A 21,068-nucleotide genomic window follows, 5' to 3' on the forward strand; every position below is an offset into this window, starting at 1 on the left:
AAATGGCCTTCAGGAAAAAGCGGGCGCGGACTTGCGCGCGGAACGGGCCGGCAGTCTCACGGCTGCGGATCCAGATGGGTGGCAAGCAGGCGGATGCTGAGGGCGGATACCAGCGTCTCTCCTTCGACCGGGCGCTGCTCGGAGACCAGGCCGGCGGCGCTGTCCACCATCGTCCGCCATGTCACCGCGGGCGGTGGCAGGCGGAACACCACCGGGCGGTCCTTGGCGTTCATCAGCAACAGAAGCACGTCGAGCCGTCCAGGCGGCACATCGCCCACGACCGACGCCGGTCCCGCCCGCCGCAGGGCGAGCGTGTGCCCCCCGTCCGCATGCCACGACTCCCCGTGCAGTTCGGCGCCGGTCTCATCGAACCAGCCGATGTCTCGAATGCCGGGCGCAAGTTCAACCAGACCATGCAGGAAATGGGGCGCGCGCAGGATGGCGAAACGGCGGCGGATCTCGGCGAGGCGCGCAAAGAACGCGGTGAGCGCTCGGCCTGCGGGCGCCCGGGATTGCTCCCAGTCGATCCAAGAGACCTCGTTGTCTTGGCAATAGGCGTTGTTATTGCCTTTCTGGCTACGGCCAAATTCGTCGCCCGCCAGCAGCATGGGTGTGCCTTGCGCGAACATGACCGTCGCCAGCATGGCCCGCATGACCCGGCCTCGCGTTTCCAGGATCGCGGGATCGGTGGTCGGTCCTTCGACGCCCCAATTCGCGCTGTGGTTGCCATCGTGGCCGTCTCGCCCATCCTCGCCATTGGCGGCGTTATGCTTGTGCTCGTAGGACGCGAGATCCGCGAGCGTGAAGCCATCGTGGGAGGCGACATAATTGATCGAGGCGGAGGGCCTGCGGAAACGGCGGTCGAAAGTGGCACCGGACCCGGAAAGGCGTGCCGCGAGATCGCCGCGCCGGCCCGGCTCGCGGCTCCAGAACCGCCGCACGCCGTCCCGGAAGCCATCGTTCCATTCCGCGAAGCCCGGCGGCATGCTGCCGAGCTGGTAGCCGTCCGGCCCGATGTCCCATGGCTCGGCGATCAGCTTGCACCGCGCGAGCACCGGATCCTGCCGCACCGCGTCGAAGAAGCCGGCGCCGGGATCGAACCCCGTGCCTTCGCGTCCCAGGGTCACCCCGAGATCGAAGCGGAAGCCGTCGACGCGGAAGGCGGTGGCCCAATAGCGCAGCGAATCCATCACCATCTGCAGCACGCGGGGATGGCTGAGATTGACCGTGTTTCCGCAGCCGGTGTCATTGATGTAATAGCGCTCGTCGCCGGGCACGAGGCGATAATAGCTGGCATTATCGAGGCCGCGGAACGAGAGGGTGGGCCCGAGTTCGTTGCCCTCGCAGGTGTGATTATAGACCACGTCGAGGATCACCTCGATGCCGGCAGCATGGAAACGGCGGATGGCGGCGCGCAGCTCATGCAGCGAGCCGGTGGACAGGAAGCTCGGCTCCGGTGCGAAGAAGGCGAGGGTGGAATAGCCCCAATAATTGCGCAGTCCCCGCTCCAGCAGAAAACGGTCCTGCAGAAAGGCATGCACGGGCATCAGCTCGATCGCGGTGATGCCGAGCCTTTGCAGATGCTCGATGAAGCGCGGATGGGTGAGGGCCGCGAACGTGCCGCGCTCGTGCGGGCGAATATCGGCACGTCCCATGGAAAGCCCGCGCACATGGGCTTCATAGATGACCGTATCTTCCCACGGCACATCGGGCGCGCGGTCGTCGCCCCAGTCCGTTGCCTCACCCACGACCACGGCTTTCGGCATGGCGGCGGCACTGTCGCGCCGGTCGACCGAAAGGTCTGCCCGCCCGCCATGAATACGATAGCCGAACAGTGCGTCCGACCAACGCACCGCGCCGGTGAGCTGCCGCGCGTAAGGGTCGAGCAACAGCTTGGCGGGATTGAAGCGGTGCCCCCGCGCGGGATCGAACGGGCCGTGCGCGCGATAGCCATAGACCAAGCCCTCGAAGGCGCCGGGCAAATAGCCGTGCCACACTTCGTCCGTACATTCGGGCAGCGGGAACCGCGCCACCTCGCGGCGGCCGGACGGTTCGAACAGGCAGAGTTCGACCTTTTCCGCATTGGCGGAGAACACGGCGAAATTGGTCCCGAGGCCATTCGGCACAGCGCCAAGGGGATAGGGGCGGCCCGCTTCCAGACGATCGGGGAGCGGTGGCAACGTCATGACGTTTCCTTTGGCCGCAGGAACAACGCGCCGAGCGGCGGCAGGCTGAGGCTGAGGGAAAACGCCTGGCCGTGGCTTGGTTCACCGACCGCTTCAACCGCGCCGAGATTGCCGATGCCCGAGCCGCCATATTCGCCGGCGTCCGTATTCAGCATTTCTTCCCATTGGCCGCCATGCGGTACGCCGATCCGATATCCCTGGCGCGGCACCGGGGTCATGTTTGCGACCACGAGGATCGGCGCGCCCGTATCCGCGTAGCGGAAGAACGCGAACACCGAATTGTCCACGTCGTCCCCAACGATCCAGGCGAAGCCGTCCGGCGTGGTATCGCGCACATGCAGGGCGGGCACCGCGCGATAGAGCGCATTCAGGTCGCGCACCAGTTTCTGCACGCCGCGATGGAACGGATCGTCCAGAAGGAACCAGGGCAACTCCGCATCATGGTTCCACTCGCCGGTCTGGCCGAACTCGCAGCCCATGAAGAGTAGCTTCTTTCCGGGATGGCCGAACATGAAGCCGAGATAGGCCCGCAGATTGGCCATGCGCTGCCAGGTATCGCCCGGCATGCGGCCAAGCAGGGAGCCCTTGCCGTGCACCACTTCATCATGGGAAATCGGCAGGACGAAGCGCTCCGAGAAGGCATAGACGAGCGCGAACGTCATGTCGTGATGGTGGTAGCGCCGGTGAATCGGCTCGTGGCCGATATAGCGCAGGGTGTCGTGCATCCAACCCATGTTCCATTTGAAATCGAAGCCGAGCCCGCCCAGCGCCACGGGCGCCGTGACCCCAGGCCAAGCGGTCGATTCTTCGGCCACCATGATGGCTCCGGGCGCCTCGGCATGCACGGTCTCGTTCAGCCGCCGCAGGAAGGCGACCGCTTCCAGATTCTCGCGTCCGCCATGGATGTTCGGCACCCATTCGCCCGGCTTGCGGGAATAGTCGCGGTACAACATGGACGCGACCGCATCCACGCGCAGCCCGTCCACATGGAAATGCCGCAGCCATTCGAGCGCGCTGGCGATGAGAAAGCCGGAGACTTCCGAGCGGCCGAAATTATAGATCAGCGTGTTCCAATCGTGATGGAAGCCCTCGCGCGGGTCGGCGTGTTCGTAAAGCGCGGTGCCGTCGAACCGGGCGAGGCCGTGGGCATCGCTCGGGAAATGGGCCGGCACCCAATCCAGCAGCACGCCGATGCCGGCGGCATGGCAGCGATCCACGAAGCGGGCGAAGGCATGGGGCGGCCCGAAGCGCGCGGTCGGGGCGAACAAGCCCAGGGGCTGGTACCCCCAGGAGCCGCCGAACGGATGCTCCATCACCGGCATCAGCTCGATATGGGAAAAGCCCATGTCGGACACGTAGGGGATGAGCCGGTCGCCCAGCTCCTCCCAGGTGAAGCTTCTGCCGTCGTCCAGATGGCGCATCCAAGACCCAGGATGCAGCTCATAGATGGAGATCGGCGCTTGCGCATCCTGGCGCGCCTGGCGCTGCTCCATCCAGCCGGCATCGGACCAGTGGAAGGGTGCCGGATCGGCGACGATGGAGGCCGTCGCGGGCGCCAGCTCCGCCGCGCGCGCCAACGGATCGGCCTTTAGTGGCAACAGGTTGCCGTCGGCTCCCAGCAGTTCGAACTTGTAGCGCGCGCCGGCGCCGAGACGGGGAATGAAGATCTCCCAAATGCCGGCGGAATGGCGCAGCCGCATGGGATTGCGTCGCCCGTCCCAGCCGTTGAAATCGCCCACCACAGACACCCGGCGCGCGTTCGGCGCCCAAAGGGCGAACCGCACGCCGTTGATGCCCTCCACGCTTGCCACGTGCGCGCCCAGCACCTCGGAAAGACCAAGATGCGTGCCTTCGCCCAACAGGTAGAGGTCGAGGTCGCCCAGCAAGGGGGAAAAGGCGTAGGGGTCTTCGCTCTCCTGCATGCCGCCGTCCCCCCAGCGGATCCGCAGGCGATAACGCGGCGGCGCGCCCGCGCCGTGCTCGCTGCCGGAGGACGGGAGTTTGCCGGAAAACAGCCCTGCGGGATGCACCAGCTCAAGCGTCGCCATATGCGCGCCGCTGACAGGATCCACGGCCTCGACCTCACGCGCTCCCGGCTGAAAGGTCCGCAGCACGATATCGCGTCCGATCACATGCGGACCGAGCAGGGCGAACGGATCCCCGTGGCGCCCCTCCACCAATGCCTCGACGGCGGCGGGATCCAGCGACGGCTCGGTCTCGATGCGCTCAGCGATGGTCATTTCAGCTGCTCCTGGCTGGCGCGGGAGAATGTTCAATGGGCATCCTCCAGGCTTGGCTCGGTTTCCACTTCGGCCGCGCCGGCGAGCCGCACGGCAAGGTCATGCAGGCCGCGCACCGCGAAGCCGATCCAGGCTGGCCGGTTGGCCGCCTCGTACGCCACTTCGTAAGCGGCCTTCTCCAGCAGGAAGAGATCGAGCAGTCGCCGGTCGATGCTCGCCGAAGGCCCGCCGCCTTCGCTGTAGCCGCTGAGGAAGCTGCGTTCGGCCCGGCTACGGAAGCGCTCGAGAAGAGCCTGGCGCTCCTCCGGCGTTTCCCACGCGCGGATTTCGCTTGCGGGAGCGTCGATGGCCGCGCGCACGTAATCCAGCGACCGCATCAGCCCCGCCACGTCGCGCCACGGACTGGCCTTGGCCCGGCGTTCGGCGATGGTGCGGCGGGGTTCGCCCTCGAAATCTATAATGAAGGCATCTCCGCCCGCCACCAGGATCTGACCAAGATGGAAATCCCCGTGAATGCGCGTCATCAGCGCTCCCACGGCGGTCTGCGCCAGGGCATCCACCGCTTCCAGCAGCGCCGCGCGGCTGTCGAGAAGCGCGCGCACGCGCGCCGCCGTCTCCGCATCCTCGAATGGATCATGCGCGGCCAGGATATCTAGGGCGTGGGACACCTCGTCCATCGCCTGCGCGCCCCAGGCGGCGGCATCTTCGGCCTCGGCTGTGGTCGGCGCGAAGGCCGGATCGTCGCTCGGACGGGCCAGCACCGCATGCAACTCGGCCAGCCTGCGCCCGGTGGCCCGGATGAACGGGGTGAGCCCGTTCACCTGTTCGTCGAAGGCGGCCCCCTTTTCTTCGCCGGCCGGCGTGGTGGCACCGAGTACGCGGCGCAATTGCTCGATCATCCAGGTCCAGCCGTCGCCCTGGTTGCGCACATGGCCCAGCAGCAACGCGACCACGGCGGGCTGGCTCTCACCATCGAAGCGCACCACTTCCCCGAGCAGCGGCGCCGTGTTGGCGTATTCCTGTTCGGTGAGATGCCGCGCCATCTCGGATTCCGGGTGGATGCCGAATACCGTGCGACGCACCACCTTCAACACCGCCAGATCCTCGATGATGATGGTGGAGTTCGACTGTTCGGCGGCGATGCGCAGCACCGGCGTTTCGGCCGGAATGTCCATCGCGGCGAGCCGCGCGGTCGGCACGAAGCGCAGGTCGCCGCCGTCCGGGATGGGCAGCGCCAATTCCTTGCGCAGGGCGGCGATCACCGCATGCGGCATGGCATCGAGGGTCAGGGCATCGGTGAGATAACCCACCCGGCGGCCCTGGCGCACCCGCGATAGGGCGAGCTGAGTCACCAGCGGCGCGGGCTGCTGATCTTCCCAGGCGATGGCCAGCGGCATCATATATTGCTCGGTGCGCCCGCCCACTTCCACGTCGATGGCGGCAAGCAGCAGTTCGGAACGGTCGGCACCCGCAGGGAGGGACAGGGACCAGGCGATGCGGACCGCGCCCAGCTTCTCATTCTTGGAGGCAAACCACCGGCGTCGGCCGATGTAGGCAGGCAGGGCCTCGCTCTCCAGCAGCGCCTTGTGGCGATCGCGGCCTACCTCCGGCAAGCCAGAGCGCAGCACCAAAGTAACGAATTCAGGCAGTTGCTCGGGAGGCGGCGCGTGCCAGCTCGGTTCCGCGACCTCTTTCGAGAGGTAGAAGGCGTAAAAGCCATAGGCGGGCAGAGTGAGCAGATAGGGCAGGCGGCCGACGGGCGGAAAGGGCGTGCCGCCCACCATCTCGACCGGCACGCGATGCTCGAACTCCACAATATCAAGCTCGACCGCTTGTAGCGTCTGCGAGAGATTCGCCACGCACAGGATGGTCTCGTCCTGGTATTCGCGCAGAAATGCGAGGATCTTGCGGTTGCCAGGATAGAGCAGGCGGAAGGTACCACGGCCGAATGCGCTATGTCGCTTGCGAATGGCCAGAACGCGGCGCGTCCAATTCAGCAGCGAATGGGGATCGCGCAATTGGGCTTCGACATTCAACGCATAATACCCATACAGAGGATCCTGAATGGGCGGCAGGACAAGGCTTTCCGGGTCGGCGCGGGAGAAGCCGCCGTTGCGGTCCGGCGACCATTGCATCGGCGTGCGGACGCCGTCGCGGTCGCCGAGGTGAATATTGTCGCCCATGCCAATCTCATCGCCATAATAAATGACGGGAGTTCCAGGCATGGTGAACAATAACGCATTCATCAGCTCGATCCGGCGGCGGTCCCGCTCCAGCAAAGGCGCAAGTCGACGGCGAATGCCGAGATTGATGCGAGCGCGACGATCCGCAGCGTATACGCTCCACAGATAGTCTCGCTCGGAATCGGTCACCATTTCCAGCGTCAACTCATCATGGTTGCGCAGGAAGATCGCCCATTGGCAGTTTTCGGGAATGGCGGGTGTCTGGCGCAGAATATCCGTGATCGGAAACCGATCTTCCTTCGCAATCGCCATGTACATACGCGGCATGAGAGGGAAATGGAATGCCATATGGCATTCATCGCCCTCGGACCCAAAATATTGTTGTGTATCTTCCGGCCACATATTGGCTTCGGCAAGCAGCATTCGCCCGGTATAATTCTCGTCGAGATGGGCGCGGATCTTTTTGAGGATGGTGTGTGTCTCGTCCAAATTCTCGTTGGACGTGCCTTCACGCTCAATCAGATAAGGGACGGCGTCGAGCCTGAGTCCGTCGACGCCCATGTCCAGCCAGAAGCGCATGACGGACAGGACCCGCTCCAGGACTTCCGGATTGTCGAAGTTCAAATCTGGTTGGTGGGAATAAAATCTGTGCCAAAAATATTGGCCTGCGACTGGATCGTAAGTCCAGTTGGACTTTTCGGTATCAAGAAAGATGATACGCGTCCCGGAATATCCGTGATCATCATCGGCCCATACATAATAATTACGCTCCGGCGATCCCTTTGGTGCGGATCTGGCGGCCTGAAACCATGGATGTTGATCGGAAGTATGGTTGATGACCAGTTCGGTGATGACGCGAATGCCGCGTGCATGCGCCGCCTCGATGAAGCGGCGGGCATCTTCCATGGTCCCGTAATCGGGAGATACGCCCTCGTAAAGCGAAATATCATACCCATCATCGCGTCGTGGTGACGGGTAGAATGGCAGAAGCCATATGGTATCGACGCCGAGATCGGCGATATAATCCAGCTTAGACAGCAAGCCCGGAAAATCGCCAATCCCATCATTGTTGGAATCGAAGAATGATTTTACATGAACCTGATAAATAACGGCATCTTTATACCAATAAGGATTGGGATTGCCGGCGCCGGGTTCGCTCATTCAGGCCTCCCCGGACAAGCGGTAGATCGCGAAGGGAAGGGCCGGGTCGAGATGCTGGTGCTGGATCTTGCCACTCCAGCTAAAGGATTGATCATGAATGAGGTTTTCCACATGGATGGTGGCGTGGTCAGGCAGGCCGAGTTCCCACAGGGGGATCTCAAAGTCGCATCCCTGGGCCGCGTGAGGATCGAGATTCACGAGTATCACCAGAAGGTTGTCGCGATCAGGCGTAAATTTCGCGAAGGCCAGCACCTGGTCGTTCCAGGCATTGAGGAAGAGCAGGCCGAGATGGGTGCGCAACGCCGGGTTTTCCCGACGAACGCGGTTGAGAAGGGTGATTTCGGCACTTATACCGCCCTCTAAACCGTAATTTCGCGCACGTATCTCGTATTTATCGGAGGACTTGTATTCCTCCTTGCCCGGAACCGGATCCGCCTCGCACAATTCGAAGCCCGAGAACATGCCCCACAGCCCGGAGAGGGTGGCGGCGAGGGCGGCGCGGGCCAGGAAGCCGGGGCGACCGGAGGTCTGAAGGTAATAGGGATTGATGTCGGGCGTATTGACGAAGAAGTGGGGGCGATAAAAATCGCTGACCGGCGGCTCCGTCAGCTCGTTCATATATTGAACCAGCTCCGCCTTCGTGTTCCGCCAGGTGAAATAGGTATAGGACTGGGAAAAGCCGATCTTCGCCAGCCGATGCATGATCTTCGGCCGGGTGAAGGCTTCCGCCAGGAACACCGCGTCGGGATGCCGCGCGCGGATGTCGCCGATCAGCCATTCCCAGAAATTGAAGGGCTTGGTGTGGGGGTTGTCGACGCGGAACAGCCGCACCCCCTGGTCGATCCAGTGCAGCACCACGTCGCGCAGGGCCAGCCACAGATCGGGCACGGCATCCTTGGCGAAGAAGTCCACATTGATGATGTCCTGATATTTCTTCGGCGGATTTTCGGCATATTTGATGCTGCCGTCGGGCCGCCAGTCGAACCAGCCGGGATGGGCGGCGAGCCAGGGGTGGTCGGGGGCGCACTGGATGGCGAAATCCAGCGCGATCTCAAGCCCATGGTCCTTCGCGGCGGCCAGCATGCGGCGGAAGTCGGCGGCCGTGCCCAATTGAGGGTGCACCGCATCGTGGCCGCCTTCGTGGGAGCCGATCGCATAGGGGCTGCCGGGATCGTCCGGGCCGGGGGTCAGGGTGTTGTCCCGCCCCTTGCGGTTCTTCGCGCCGATCGGATGGATCGGCGGAAAATAGAGCACGTCGAATCCCAGGTCGCGGATGCGCGGAAGGTCCGCGATCACATCGTCGAACGTGCCGTGGCGGGTCGGCTCGCCGGAGGTGGAGCGCGGGAAAATCTCGTACCAGGCGGCGAAGGCGGCACGCTCGCGCTCGGCATCCACCGGAAACAGGCGGGGATGGCGCACCGCAAACGGCCTGACGTCGCTGCCGGCGAGGATCTCCTGGGTCTGGTCGCTCAGCAGCAGATCGCGCGCGCCCGCGGCGTCCGCGCGCGCCATGGCAAGGCCGAGCTCGGCGATGCGCGCGCCGGCCTCTCCGGTCGCCGAGGCACCGGCAATGAGCATCCGGCCTTCCTCGATCTCCAGTGCCACGTCTTGCCCCGCCTTCACCTTGGCCTCGAAGCCGTGATGGAAGCTGGCATAAGGGTCGCGCCACGCCTCAATGGTGAAGAGGTGGCGACCGAGGCGCTCCAGGGGGAACTCGGCGCCAAAGCGATCATTGCCGAGCGGCGCCATGCGCACTTCGCGCCAGGCGCCATCGTCGGCGGGGCGCCAGAGCAGGGCCACCGCTATGGCATCATGCCCGTCGCTCACCACGTCCGCTTCCACGGAGATGCGCTCGCCGACCACGCGCCGCACGGGAAAGGCCCCATCGTCCACCGCCGGGCTCACCGCTTCGATGGCGAGGCGCTGGGCGCGCGCGGCGCTAAGGGCGCCCTTGCGGCCCTGTTCCTCCAGCAAGACCGGCTGGGGGCGCTGGCCGTGCAGGCGCATCACCGCGCCGGGCGGCACGGCAAGGCTGGATGTGGTGTCAAAGACGGTTGCATCCGGCCCCTCGAACCGGGCGAAGCCGTCGGTGCGGGGCATCAGGGCGGCGCCACTGGCCTGGCCCTCGCGCTCAAGGCTGGCATTGGCGAGGACAAGGTCCGCCGCATGCCCGTCAGCGCAGGCGCGGATCAGCACCGCGAGCGGGGCGGCGGGTGGCGAGATCAGCCGCCAGGGTCCGCTGGCGCCATCGCTGGCGCGCTGCGCCATGTCCTCGTTCGCCTGCACGATGGCGGGCGAGAGATCGAAGGCGGCGATGTCCCGCAATTGGGCGAAGTCGGTTGGAACGGCGCCGGTCGGATCAAGGGGATCGCGCGCGCCAAATTCAAATCCCGCCGGCATCAGCAAGCCGTCGCCGAGCGCGGCCGCGAGCGCGAGAGCTCGCCGGTGGGCACGGGCAGGATCGCCGGCATCGGGCCGGGCGGGCAGCCGGGCGGCGAACGGCGCCTCGGGAAAGGCGATGACTGGGCCGAGGCGGTTCAGCATCGCCATTTCCTGCGCGAGCCAGGGCTTGCGAACATCCCACCACGCGAGCGAGGAAAAGCCGCCATCGAAGCCCGCCGGCAGCAGGGCTTCGATCTGCGCGTAGGTGAGGCCGGGCGTCCAGGCGAAGAAACGCGCCTCGGGCGCGGTCTCCCGTCCGGCGGAGATGATGGTGCGCCACACGCTGGCGGGCACCCGTTGCGGGGCATCGCAGCGAAAGCCGGCGACGCCGCAATCCACCAGCGCGCCGGCGAGATCGGCGAAATAGGCCGCCACAGCGCCGGCAACCCCGGCATCGGCAAAATTGACTTGTGCGCCCTCGCGGGCCGGTGCGCGGCGCGGATCGGGCGCGGGCGGCGCAGCTTCGCGCGGCTGGAACCAGTCGGGTTCCATGGCTGGCAAAAGACCGTCCGGCGCCATGCGGTCCACCACTAGGTCCAGGAACAGGTCCAGCCCGTGCTGGCGGGCCTCGTCCACCAATGCCGCGACCGCGTCAAGCGCGTCTCCGGGGCGCTCGAAACGGGCGTTCAGCTGGTCATGATCCGCGCTGAGGAACACGCTCTTGTCTCGCCCGGTGGCGAAGGGGGAGGCCAGAAGAATGGTGTCGAAGCCGAGGGCGCTCGCATGCGCGCACGCCTGCGCGAAGGCCGCCTGCTGCATCGGCTCAAGGAAATACAGCCGGGGGGTCGGGCGGCCCGAGACGGAACTTTGTGGGGTGGCGCGCGGTTCGGAGATTATCAGCATGGGCTCGTCACTGCGGCGGGAGAAGGCGAAAGGCTCTCGTCCGGCAAACAGCCGGCTGAGCCCTTTCAGGGAAGCAACGCGCCAGACCGTGGAGGGTTCCCCTTCTTTCGCGCGCCATTGGGGAGAAGCAGCATAACCGAGGGGCGGGCTGGGAACCGGCGCGGCGCGGCTTTGGTTATGACGATCACGCCGCTTCCCCGGCCCGAGAGCGGGAAGCGTAATGCGCCGGTCGCGCCGGGCTGCTTGAATGGCGGTGGCAGGGCGCTCACAGCCAGGGGAAGGACCATCCATGGATGCAGCAAGCGAGACCGGAGCGCTCCGGCCCCCGGCGACATGGTGGCAAAAGGCGGTGATCTACCAAGTCTATCCGCGCTCCTTCCAGGATTGTTCGGGCGATGGGGTGGGTGATCTGCCGGGCCTGCTCTCGCGGCTGGACTATCTTGCCGACCTCGGCGTGGACGCCATCTGGATATCGCCCATCTTTCCCTCGCCCATGGCCGATTTCGGCTATGACGTCAGCGATTACGTGGGCATCGACCCGCTCTTCGGAACGCTTGCGGATTTCGACCGGCTGGTGGCGGCGGTGCACGAGCGCGGCATGAAGCTGCTGCTGGATCTGGTGCCCAATCACACCTCCGATGCCCATGCCTGGTTCCAGGAGGCCCGGGCCTCGCGCAATAATCCCAAGCGCGACTGGTACATCTGGCGCGATCCCGCGCCCGACGGCGGCCCGCCCAACAACTGGCTGTCCGAATTCGGCGGCAGCGCCTGGACGCTGGATGCGGCCAGCGGGCAATATTATTACCACGCCTTTCTTGACCGGCAGCCGGATCTCAACTGGCGCAATCCGCAAGTGGTCGCGGCGATGCATGAGGTCATGCGCACCTGGATGCGGCGCGGCGTGGACGGCTTCCGCGTCGATGTCATCTGGCACTTGCTGAAGGATCTGGACTTCCGCGACAATCCGGAAAACCCCGCTTTCGCCACCGGGATGAATCCCTATTCCCGCCTCCAGCCCGTGCACACCACCGACCTCGCCGAGGTTCAGGATGTCATCGCCGGCCTGCGCGCCGTGGTGGATGAGTTTCCCGAGCGGCTGCTGATCGGAGAAATCTATCTCCCCATCGAGCGGCTGGTCACCTATTACGGCGCCGAATTGAAGGGCGTGCACCTGCCGTTCAATTTCGCCTTGCTCGATACCCCCTGGACCGCCCGGGCGCTGGACCGTCTCATCGCCACTTATGAGGCCGCCTTGCCGGCCGGCGGATGGCCGAATTGGGTGCTGGGCAATCATGATCGCCCGCGCATCGCGAGCCGCGTCGGGCCGGACCAGGCGCGGGTGGCGGCCATGCTGCTGCTCACCCTGCGCGGCACGCCCACGCTTTATTATGGCGATGAGATCGGCATGGCCAACGTTCCCATCCCGCCCGAGCGGGTGCAGGATCCTTATGAGAAAAACGTCCCCGGTCTCGGCCTCGGGCGAGACGGCGTGCGCACGCCCATGCAATGGGACGACGGCCCGTTCGCCGGCTTCTCGACCGTCGAGCCCTGGTTGCCCTTGGCGGCGGATTTTCCTGAAGTGAATGTGGCCGCACAGCGCGGCAATGGTCATTCCATGCTGACCTTGGTGCGGCGCCTCATCGAGGTGCGGCGGGGGCGCGAGGAGCTGATGCTGGGGGCCTATCGCGCCCTCGCGGCGCAAGGTGATCTGCTGCTTTATGTGCGCGTGCGCGACGGCGCGGGCCGGGTCCTGGTCGCGCTCAATCTCGGTGATGAGCCGCTGTCGGCCACCCTGCCGGGACTTGCGGGAGAGGTGCTGCTCTCCACCTTCTGCGATCGCGAGGAGGAGCGGATTTCAGGCGAAATCGCCCTGCGCGCCAATGAGGGATTGATGGTGGCGCTGGCGCAGGGGGCGGTTCTGCCGTCCTGAAGCCGGCGCACGTGGCCGCGCGGCGCGGGCGCCGGTTATTCCGCGGCCTGCGCCAAGGCTTCCAGATCGGCGCTGACGGTGATCCATTCCTCTTCCGCCTGCGCCAAGGCGTCCACCAGATCCCCGCGCTGCTTGGTCAGCCGGGCGGCGTCATTGGGGAATTTCTCGATCTTGGGATCGGCCAGGCGCTTGTCCACGGCGGCGATATCCTTCTCGATCTTCGCCACCTGGGCTTCCACATCCTTGAGGCGCTTGCGCAGGGGAGCAAGGTCCGCCGTCTCCTCGGCCGACGCCACCCCGTCGATGCGCTCCTTCTTGCCGTCGCCGGTCATGCGGCCGTTGGATTTGCTCAGCACCTCGCGGCGATATTGGTCAAGATCGCCGTCATAGGGCTTCACCGTGCCGCCGCCGACCACCCAGAGTCGTTCCGCGCACGCTTCCAGCAGATGCCGGTCATGCGACACCAGGATCACGGCGCCGGGGAAATCGTTGATGGCGGTGATCAGCGCCTCGCGCGCCTGGATGTCCAGATGGTTCGTCGGCTCGTCGAGGATCAGCATGTGCGGGCCGTTGAAGGCCGCAAGGCCAAGCAGCAGCCGCGCCTTCTCGCCACCCGAAAGCGAGGACACCTTGGTGTCGGCCGCCGCGCCGGAGAAGCCCATCTCGGCCGCGCGGGCGCGCACCTTCGCCTCGGGCGCGTCGGGCATCAGCTTGCGCACATGCTGGGCGGCGCTGTCGCCGGGGATCAATTCGTCCAATTGGTGCTGGGCGAGATAGGCGACCTCCAGCTTGTCGGCGCGCACCACTTTGCCCTTTTGCGGGGCGAGGCGATCCGCCAGCAGCTTCGCGAAGGTGGACTTGCCGTTGCCGTTCGGCCCCAACAGGGCGATGCGGTCGTCCTCGTCGATGCGCAGGTCGAGATTGCGCAGGATCGGCTTGTTTTCCACATAGCCGACCTCGACCCGGTCCAGCACAACGATCGGCGGGGAGAGCAGCTTCTCGGGATGGCGGATGGAGATGGCGGCCTGGGTCTCGCCGACTTCGGCGGCGAGCGGCTCCATCTTGGCCAGCGCCTTCATGCGCGACTGGGCCTGCTTGGCCTTGGAGGCCTTGGCGCGGAAGCGGGCGACGAACGCTTCCATATGGGCACGCTGGCCCTCCTGCTTCTTGCGGGCCTTCTGGTCCAGCAGCAGCCGTTCCCGGCGTTGGCGATCGAACGCCGTGAAGCCACCGCGATAGAGGGTGAGCTTGCCGTTGAAGAAATGCAGGATGTGATCGACGCTGGTGTCGAGCAGGTCGCGGTCATGGCTGATGAGGATGACCGTGCGCGGATAATTGGCGAGATAATCCTGAAGCCACAGCGTGCCTTCCAGATCGAGATAATTGGTCGGCTCGTCCAGCAGCAGCAGGTCCGGCTCGGTGAACAGCAGCGCCGCGAGCGCGACGCGCATGCGCCAGCCGCCGGAAAATTCCGAGCAGGGGCGGGCCTGCGCGCTCTCGTCGAAGCCGAGGCCGGCGAGGATGCGGGCCGCCCGCGAGGGTGCCGAATGGGCGTCGATATCCACCAGGCGGATCTCGATCTCGGCGATCCGGTGCGGGTCGGTGGCGGTCTTGCTCTCTTCCAGCAAAGCGGCGCGCTCGGTATCGGCGGCGAGCACGCGTTCCAGCAGGCTGTCGGGACCGGAGGGCGCTTCCTGCGCCACGCGGCCGATGCGGGTGCGGTTCGGCAGGCGCACCACACCGCTCTCCAGCTCCAGCTCGCCGACCAGGGCCTTGAAAAGGGTGGTCTTGCCCGTGCCGTTGCGGCCGACCACGCCGACACGCGCGTTCTCGGGGATGGCCGCGGACGCGTGATCAATGAGCAGGCGCCCCGCGACGCGGAGCGAAATATCGTCAAGAACGATCATGATGCCTGCCTTCTCGCAGGCGCGAAGGCGAAGGGCAAGAAAAAGCGCCCCGGAACGGGAAAAAGCGATACGAAAAGGCATGGCCCGAACGAGACCGCCCGCGGGCCGATCGGGCGCCGCGGCCGCACGGTAGGTCGGAACCTTCGCCGTGCGGCGAAGGTTGAATAGAGGAGGCGGGCGCACGGGCCCGCGACACCTCCCGAACCGTCCGGGTATCGCCAGCATGAACAGTTTCGTTCCCCCAGACGTCGCTTCGGATGCCCCGCGCGGCCATGCCATGCCGTTCGGCGCGCAGATCGAGACGGGTGCGGTGCGGTTCCGCCTGTTTGCGCCGGCGCAGCAGCGGGTGATGCTGGTGCTCGATGAAGCCCGCGCCTCACCGATGCATCGCACCCCCGACGGCTGGCACCAATGCGTGACTCCGGCGGCCGGCGCGGGAACGCGCTATCGCTTCCAGCTGGAAGACGGGCTGATGGTGCCGGACCCGGCCTCACGCCACCAGCCGGAGGATGCCCACGGCCCGAGCGAGGTGATCGACCCCGCCCGCTACGTCTGGCGCGATACGGATTGGCACGGCCGCCCCTGGCATGAGGCGATCATTTACGAACTGCACATCGGGGCCTTCACCTCCGAGGGCACGTTTCGCGCCGCGACCGAACGGCTCGACGATCTGGTGGAACTCGGGATCACCGCGGTCGAGATCATGCCGGTGGCGGATTTTCCCGGAGGCCGGAACTGGGGCTATGACGGCGTGCTCTTCTACGCGCCGGACAGTTCCTACGGCCGGCCCGAGGACCTGCGCGCCTTCGTGGATGCCGCCCACGCCCGCGGGCTCATGGTGATCCTCGACGTGGTCTATAATCATTTCGGGCCGGACGGGAATTACCTGCACGCCTATGCCCCCTGCTTCTTCACCGATCGCCACCAGACGCCCTGGGGCGCCGGGCTGAATTTCGACGGACCAAACAGCGCGGTCGTGCGCGATTTCATGATCCACAATGCCCTGTATTGGCTTGAGGAATTTCATATGGACGGGCTGCGGCTGGATGCCGTGCACGCCATTTTGGACGACAGCGCCGACCGCTTCCTCAATGAGCTGGAACGGCGCGTGCGCGCCGCCTGCCAGGGCCGGCATGTGCATCTCATCGTCGAGAACGAGGCCAACGAGGCGCACCTTCTGGAAGGCGACCCCTCGACCCGCTTCACCGCCCAATGGAACGACGACGTGCACCATGCCGTGCATGCCGCCATCACGGGGGAGGCGGAAGGCTATTACGCCGATTATGCGGGTGACACCGAAAAGCTCGGCCGGGCCCTGGCGGAAGGCTTCGTGTTCCAGGGGGAACACATGCCCTATCGCGGCTCCGAGCGGGGCGAACCGAGCGCGCACCTCGCCTCCATCGCCTTCGTCGCCTTCCTGCAAAACCACGACCAGATCGGCAACCGTGCCTTCGGCGAGCGCATCACCGCCCTGGCGCCGCGTGAAGCGGTGCGGGCGGCGGCGGCGCTCTATCTCCTCGGTCCGCAGATTCCCATGTTGTTCATGGGCGAGGAATGGGCGGCCCCGCAGCCGTTCCTGTTCTTTTGCGGCTTCGATGGAGATCTGGCCGAGGCGGTGCGCGCCGGGCGCCGGGCGGAATTTGCCCGCTTTCCCGCCTTTCGAGATCCCGACATGCGCGAGCGCATTCCCGATCCGGTCGCGCAATCCACCTTCCTCGCCTCCAAGCTCGAATGGTCCGACCGCGACCTGGCCGAGCACATGGATTGGCTGGACTGGTATCGCCACGTCATCGCCGCGCGGCGCGAGCATGTGTGGCCGCTTCTGCCTCTGTTGACCGGGCGCCTGTCCGCCACGCGGGTGGTTGGCCGGGCGGCGGTGGAGGTGGCGTGGACGCTGGAGGACGGCCGGCGGCTCTGCCTCGCGGCCAATCTTTCCGCCGCCGCGCAGGAGGGCTTCAGCCCCCCGGCGGGCGCCGTGATCTGGACCGAGGGCACGTTCGAGGACGGCCGCGCGGCGCCTTGGTCCGTGCGCTGGTGCGTGGCCGGCGCTTAAAGTCGAGGCCATTGCAGCAGGGCATCGTCCTGCACGGGCGTCTCCCGTGCATCCACGCGGCCCCATTAGCACCGGCGTTTCAAGGCCCGCGCGGGTGGCTCGGTGTGGATGGCCGGGACAGGCCCGGCCATGACGTCCGGACCGTATTTATGGGTTGAGGCCATTGCAGAAGAGCATCGTCATGCACGGGCCTGTCCCGTGCATCCACGCGGCCCCATTGGGACCGGCGTTTCAAGGCCCGCGCGGTGGCTCGGCGTGGATGGCCGGGACAGGCCCGGCCATGAAGACCGGTCGAAGAAAGACAATGGCGTGCAATTGCCGTCAGCGCCTCGACGCTCCACCACGCCGCCGACTGTCAATTGTCCCTAGGCGCCGTAGATCCAGCCGTAATGGTCGATGAGCCGGTCGGCAGTGATGCGCAGCAGCGCGTCGCGGGCAAATTTGGCCGGGCCGGAGAGATGATAGACCGTGCCGTTGGTGCGCGCGTCGCGCTGGATGCGCGCGGTACGCGGCTGGCGCGCGGTCTCATAGGCGCGCAGCGCGGCGGTCACGCTCGAGGCCCGGTTCAGCTCGGCGGCGAGCGCGGCGGCGTCCTCGATCGCCTGGGCGGCGCCCTGGGCGAGGAACGGCAGCATGGCATGGGCGGCATCGCCCAGCAGCGTCACCCGCCCCGAGCCCCAGCGGGGCAGGGGATCGAGATCATACAGGCCCCAGCATTGGAAAGAGGGGGCGGCGGCAAGCAGCCGGCGCACCGGCTCGGCCCATTCGGCGAAGGCGGCATGCACGCGGCTCGCGTCGCCTTCCTCGCTCCAGCGGGTGACCGGACGCGATTCCTGCACCACCGCCACCACATTGATGGCGCGGCCGGACCGCACGGGATAGGTGACGAGGTGCGCCTCGGCGCCGAGAAACAATTGCACCACGTTCGGCGCGCGCCCCTGTTCCACGGGCACGGTGGCCCGATAGGCCACGCGCTGCGCGAACACGGGCACCGCCGAAAGTCCGATCTGCGGCCGCACCACCGAGCGGATGCCATCCGCGCCCACCAGCAAATCGGCTTCGAGCGGCACCGGGTCGCCGGCGCGGTTGGCCACCGCCGAGGCCTGGCTGTCGTCGGCTTCCACGCCTTCGAGCCGCGTCCCCAGCATGATCTCGGCACCGGCCGCGCGCGCGGCCTCGCTCAGCACGCGGTGCAGGTCGGCACGATGCACCACCAGGAACGGTGCGCCGAAGCGGGCGGTGGCGGCGTCATAAGGGCAATGGGCGATGACGGAATCGCTGCGCCCGTCGCGCACTTCCAGCGCGTCGGGAGCGATCGCCACCGCTTCCAGCGCCGGCAACAGATCCAGATCGCGCAGGACCCGCGTGGCATTGGGCGTGAGCTGGAGGCCGGCGCCGACTTCCTCCAGCGCCTCCGCCTGTTCCAGCACGCGCACGGACAACCCCGCGCGGCGCAGGGCGATGGCGCAAGCCAGCCCGCCGATTCCCGCACCGACGATGATGGCGCTGCGCGCGACAGGGGATGTCATGGGCGATCAGGCGGCGACCGGCCGCTGCTCCCATACGCAGCCCTCGGGCTTGGCCTCGTCGGCGTGGAGCGCCGGATTAAAGCGATAGAGGGTGGAGCAATAGGAGCACACCGCCTCCGTCTCATCGCCCATGTCGATGAAGATGTGGGGATGATCGAACGGCGGCCGGGCGCCGATGCACATGAATTCTTTCGCGCCGACCTCGACCACGGTTACGCCGAGATCGTTGCAGAAATGGGGAATGCTGTGGGCTGCCATGGCTGTGCCTTGTCCGTCATCGCCGGCCTGAATCCGCGCGACATTAGCGCTTCGTCCCGGCCCCTCCAAGGGGAAAGGGGCGCGCCGGGTGCGGCGGCGCGACACAAATTGCGGCGCTGCCGCAAAGGTATCGCTGGCCGCCCTTTAGCGGCGCGCCTTGCCCTTTTTATGCCGCTTCTCTAGCGTAGCCATATGTCCATCGCGAACAGGGAGGCCACAGGATGAAGCAGTTTATCGCGCTCGGCCGCCGTTCGCCGATTCCCGAAACGATCGCTCGGACCACGGCCCGCTAGCTCCGTTTCCGCGCCCCCGGCGCACACTCCTCTCCCATCGGATTTGCGACCTGCGCTCGCTTTGGCGCGTCGCGTCCGTTCCTCGTCTCCACCAGAGGCCGGTCCTGCGCACAGGCGCGACCGGAAGTCTGCCATGTCGTTTTTCGGTTCACACAAGCGGGCGGACACGTTCCGCACCGTCTTCGCGTTTCTCTGGGGCCATTGGCGCCGCCGGCCGACCCTGCTTGCCGCCATCATGGTGGGCATGCTGGTGGCGACCCTGGGCGAGGTGCTGGTGCCGATCTTCGTCGGCCGCCTGGTGGATGCCCTGTCTGCCGCCCAGGGCGGTGCCGAGACGGTGCGCCTCGCCGCGCGGGCGGTGGCGCTAAACGCGTTCCTCGCCATTCTCGCGCTCGGCGCGGTGACGGTGGTGGTGCGCCATTTCGCCTTCATGGGCATCGTCACGCTGACCCTGCGCATGATGTCCGATATCGCCGCCGACGCCTTCGCCCGGGTGCAGCGCTTCTCTTCCGATTGGCACGCGAATTCATTCGCCGGCTCGACCGTGCGGAAGATCTCGCGGGGCATGTGGTCGCTCGACCTGCTGAACGACACCATCGTGATGGCGCTTCTGCCCTCACTGGTGGTGCTGGCGGGCTCGGCGCTCGTGCTCGGGCTCTATTGGCCGGTCATGGGGCTACTGGTGGGCACGGGAGCGGTGCTCTATGTGGCCATGACGCTGCTGCTCTCCACCGCCTATGTGGCGCCGGCGGCGCGGCTCTCCAATGCCTGGGACACCAAGGTGGGCGGCACGCTCGCCGATGCGGTGAGCTGCAATGCGGTTGTGAAGGGCTTCGGCACCGAGGCGCGCGAGGAGGCGCGGCTGGCCGGCGTGCTCGCCAAATGGAACGCCCGCACCACCCGCACCTGGCGGGCCGCCACCTGGAGCGGCACCGCGCAGCTGGTGGCGCTGCTGGCCTTGCAGACCGGCATCATCGGCACCGCGCTGCTGCTGTGGTGGAACGGGCAGGCGAGCCCTGGCGACGTCGCCTATGTGCTCACTACTGAATTTGTGGTGCACGGCTATCTGCGCGAGGTGGGCATGCATGTGCACAATCTCCAGCGCTCGGTGAACGAGATGGAGGAACTGGTGGAACTGCACCAGACCCCGATCGCCATCGCCGACAAGGCGGGCGCGGTGCCAGCGCGGGTGGACCAGGGCGCCATCGCCTTCGAGAATGTGCGTTTCCATTACCAGGGCCACGAGAAGCCGCTCTACGACAACCTCTCGCTCTCCATCGACGCCGGCGAGCGGGTGGGCCTCGTGGGTCATTCCGGCTCCGGCAAGACCACGTTCGTGAAGCTGATCCAGCGGCTGCACGACGTGACCGGCGGCCGGGTGCTGGTGGACGGGCAGGATGTGCGCGACGTGCAGCAGGGCTCGCTGCGGCGCTCGATCGCGGTGGTGGCGCAGGAGCCGATCCTGTTCCATCGCTCGCTGGCCGAGAACATCGCCTACGGCCGGCCCGACGCCACGCGCGCCGAGATCGAGCGGGCGGCGGCGCTGGCCAATGCCAGCGGCTTCATAGACCGCCTGCCGCGCGGCTATGGCACGCTGGTGGGCGAGCGGGGCGTGAAGCTTTCTGGCGGCGAGCGTCAGAGGGTGGCCATCGCCCGGGCGTTCCTCGCCGATGCGCGCATCCTGATCCTGGACGAGGCCACCTCCAGCCTCGATTCGGAATCCGAGGCGCTGATCCAGGAGGCGATGGAGCGGCTGATGGTAGGGCGCACCACGCTCGTCATCGCGCACCGTTTGTCCACGGTGCGGGCGCTCGACCGCCTGCTGGTGTTCGACAAGGGGCGGATCGTGGAGGAGGGCGACCACGACGCGCTCGTCGCGCGCGAAAACGGCCTTTATCGCCGGCTGTTCGAGCGCCAGGCGCTGGACCTCGTGAAGGGGCTGGCCGCCTGAGGGATGCAAAAATAACGGGGTGGCCGCGTGCCACCCCCTGACAAAGCCACAAATCGATCCCCATATGCCACCCATCTGCCGTTAGGTCATCT

10 protein-coding genes are annotated in these 21,068 nt (G+C 66.4%); 3 read left to right on the forward strand and 7 right to left on the reverse strand.

The window, feature by feature from the left end:
- Positions 1-56 precede the first annotated feature (56 nt).
- From glgX to V5F78_RS04920, 4 genes are read right to left on the reverse strand one after another with little or no spacing between them, the layout of a single operon-like run.
- Complete coding sequence (gene glgX, locus V5F78_RS04905; RefSeq protein ID WP_394066049.1) at positions 57-2,186, reverse strand: glycogen debranching protein GlgX; 2,130 nt, start codon at positions 2,184-2,186, stop codon at positions 57-59.
- Positions 2,183-4,426 carry a 1,4-alpha-glucan branching protein GlgB gene (glgB, locus tag V5F78_RS04910; RefSeq protein ID WP_394066048.1) on the reverse strand — a complete coding sequence of 748 codons (2,244 nt, stop codon included), beginning with the start codon at positions 4,424-4,426 and terminating at the stop codon, positions 2,183-2,185. Before glgB ends, glgX begins: the two co-directional genes overlap by 4 nt.
- Positions 4,427-4,458: 32 nt before the next feature.
- Positions 4,459-7,770 (reverse strand): maltose alpha-D-glucosyltransferase, encoded by a 3,312-nt coding sequence (treS, locus tag V5F78_RS04915; RefSeq protein WP_394066047.1) that lies wholly within the window; start codon positions 7,768-7,770, stop codon positions 4,459-4,461.
- Positions 7,771-11,055, reverse strand: coding sequence for a maltotransferase domain-containing protein (locus V5F78_RS04920; RefSeq protein ID WP_394066046.1), 3,285 nt, complete (start codon positions 11,053-11,055; stop codon positions 7,771-7,773).
- Positions 11,056-11,344: 289 nt separating this feature from the next.
- Between V5F78_RS04920 and V5F78_RS04925 the strand changes: the two genes are divergently transcribed.
- Positions 11,345-12,985, forward strand: coding sequence for an alpha-amylase family glycosyl hydrolase (locus tag V5F78_RS04925; protein WP_394066045.1), 1,641 nt, complete (start codon positions 11,345-11,347; stop codon positions 12,983-12,985).
- A 35-nt stretch (positions 12,986-13,020) separates the two neighbouring features.
- Here V5F78_RS04925 and V5F78_RS04930 read toward each other — a convergent pair whose 3' ends face one another.
- On the reverse strand, positions 13,021-14,892 hold the full coding sequence (locus V5F78_RS04930) for an ABC-F family ATP-binding cassette domain-containing protein (protein ID WP_394066044.1): 1,872 nt from the start codon (positions 14,890-14,892) through the stop codon (positions 13,021-13,023).
- A 223-nt stretch (positions 14,893-15,115) separates the two neighbouring features.
- Between V5F78_RS04930 and treZ the strand changes: the two genes are divergently transcribed.
- Positions 15,116-16,945: a malto-oligosyltrehalose trehalohydrolase gene (treZ, locus tag V5F78_RS04935; RefSeq protein WP_394066043.1), complete on the forward strand. Its 1,830-nt coding sequence runs from the start codon at positions 15,116-15,118 to the stop codon at positions 16,943-16,945.
- Between the two features lie 365 nt (positions 16,946-17,310).
- Here the strand turns inward: treZ and V5F78_RS04940 are convergent, their stop codons facing one another.
- Together V5F78_RS04940 and V5F78_RS04945 are read right to left on the reverse strand one after the other, a co-directional pair.
- Complete coding sequence (locus V5F78_RS04940) at positions 17,311-18,474, reverse strand: FAD-dependent monooxygenase (RefSeq protein WP_394066042.1); 1,164 nt, start codon at positions 18,472-18,474, stop codon at positions 17,311-17,313.
- A gap of 6 nt (positions 18,475-18,480) precedes the next feature.
- Positions 18,481-18,732 carry a zinc-finger domain-containing protein gene (locus V5F78_RS04945; protein WP_394066041.1) on the reverse strand — a complete coding sequence of 84 codons (252 nt, stop codon included), beginning with the start codon at positions 18,730-18,732 and terminating at the stop codon, positions 18,481-18,483.
- Between the two features lie 426 nt (positions 18,733-19,158).
- Between V5F78_RS04945 and V5F78_RS04950 the strand changes: the two genes are divergently transcribed.
- Positions 19,159-20,976, forward strand: a complete 1,818-nt coding sequence (locus V5F78_RS04950) for an ABC transporter ATP-binding protein (protein WP_394066040.1) — start codon at positions 19,159-19,161, stop codon at positions 20,974-20,976.
- Positions 20,977-21,068: the final 92 nt, after the last annotated feature.

Origin of the sequence: Roseixanthobacter glucoisosaccharinicivorans (assembly GCF_043195095.2) — a bacterium.
Lineage (GTDB): Bacteria > Pseudomonadota > Alphaproteobacteria > Rhizobiales > Xanthobacteraceae > NCEH01.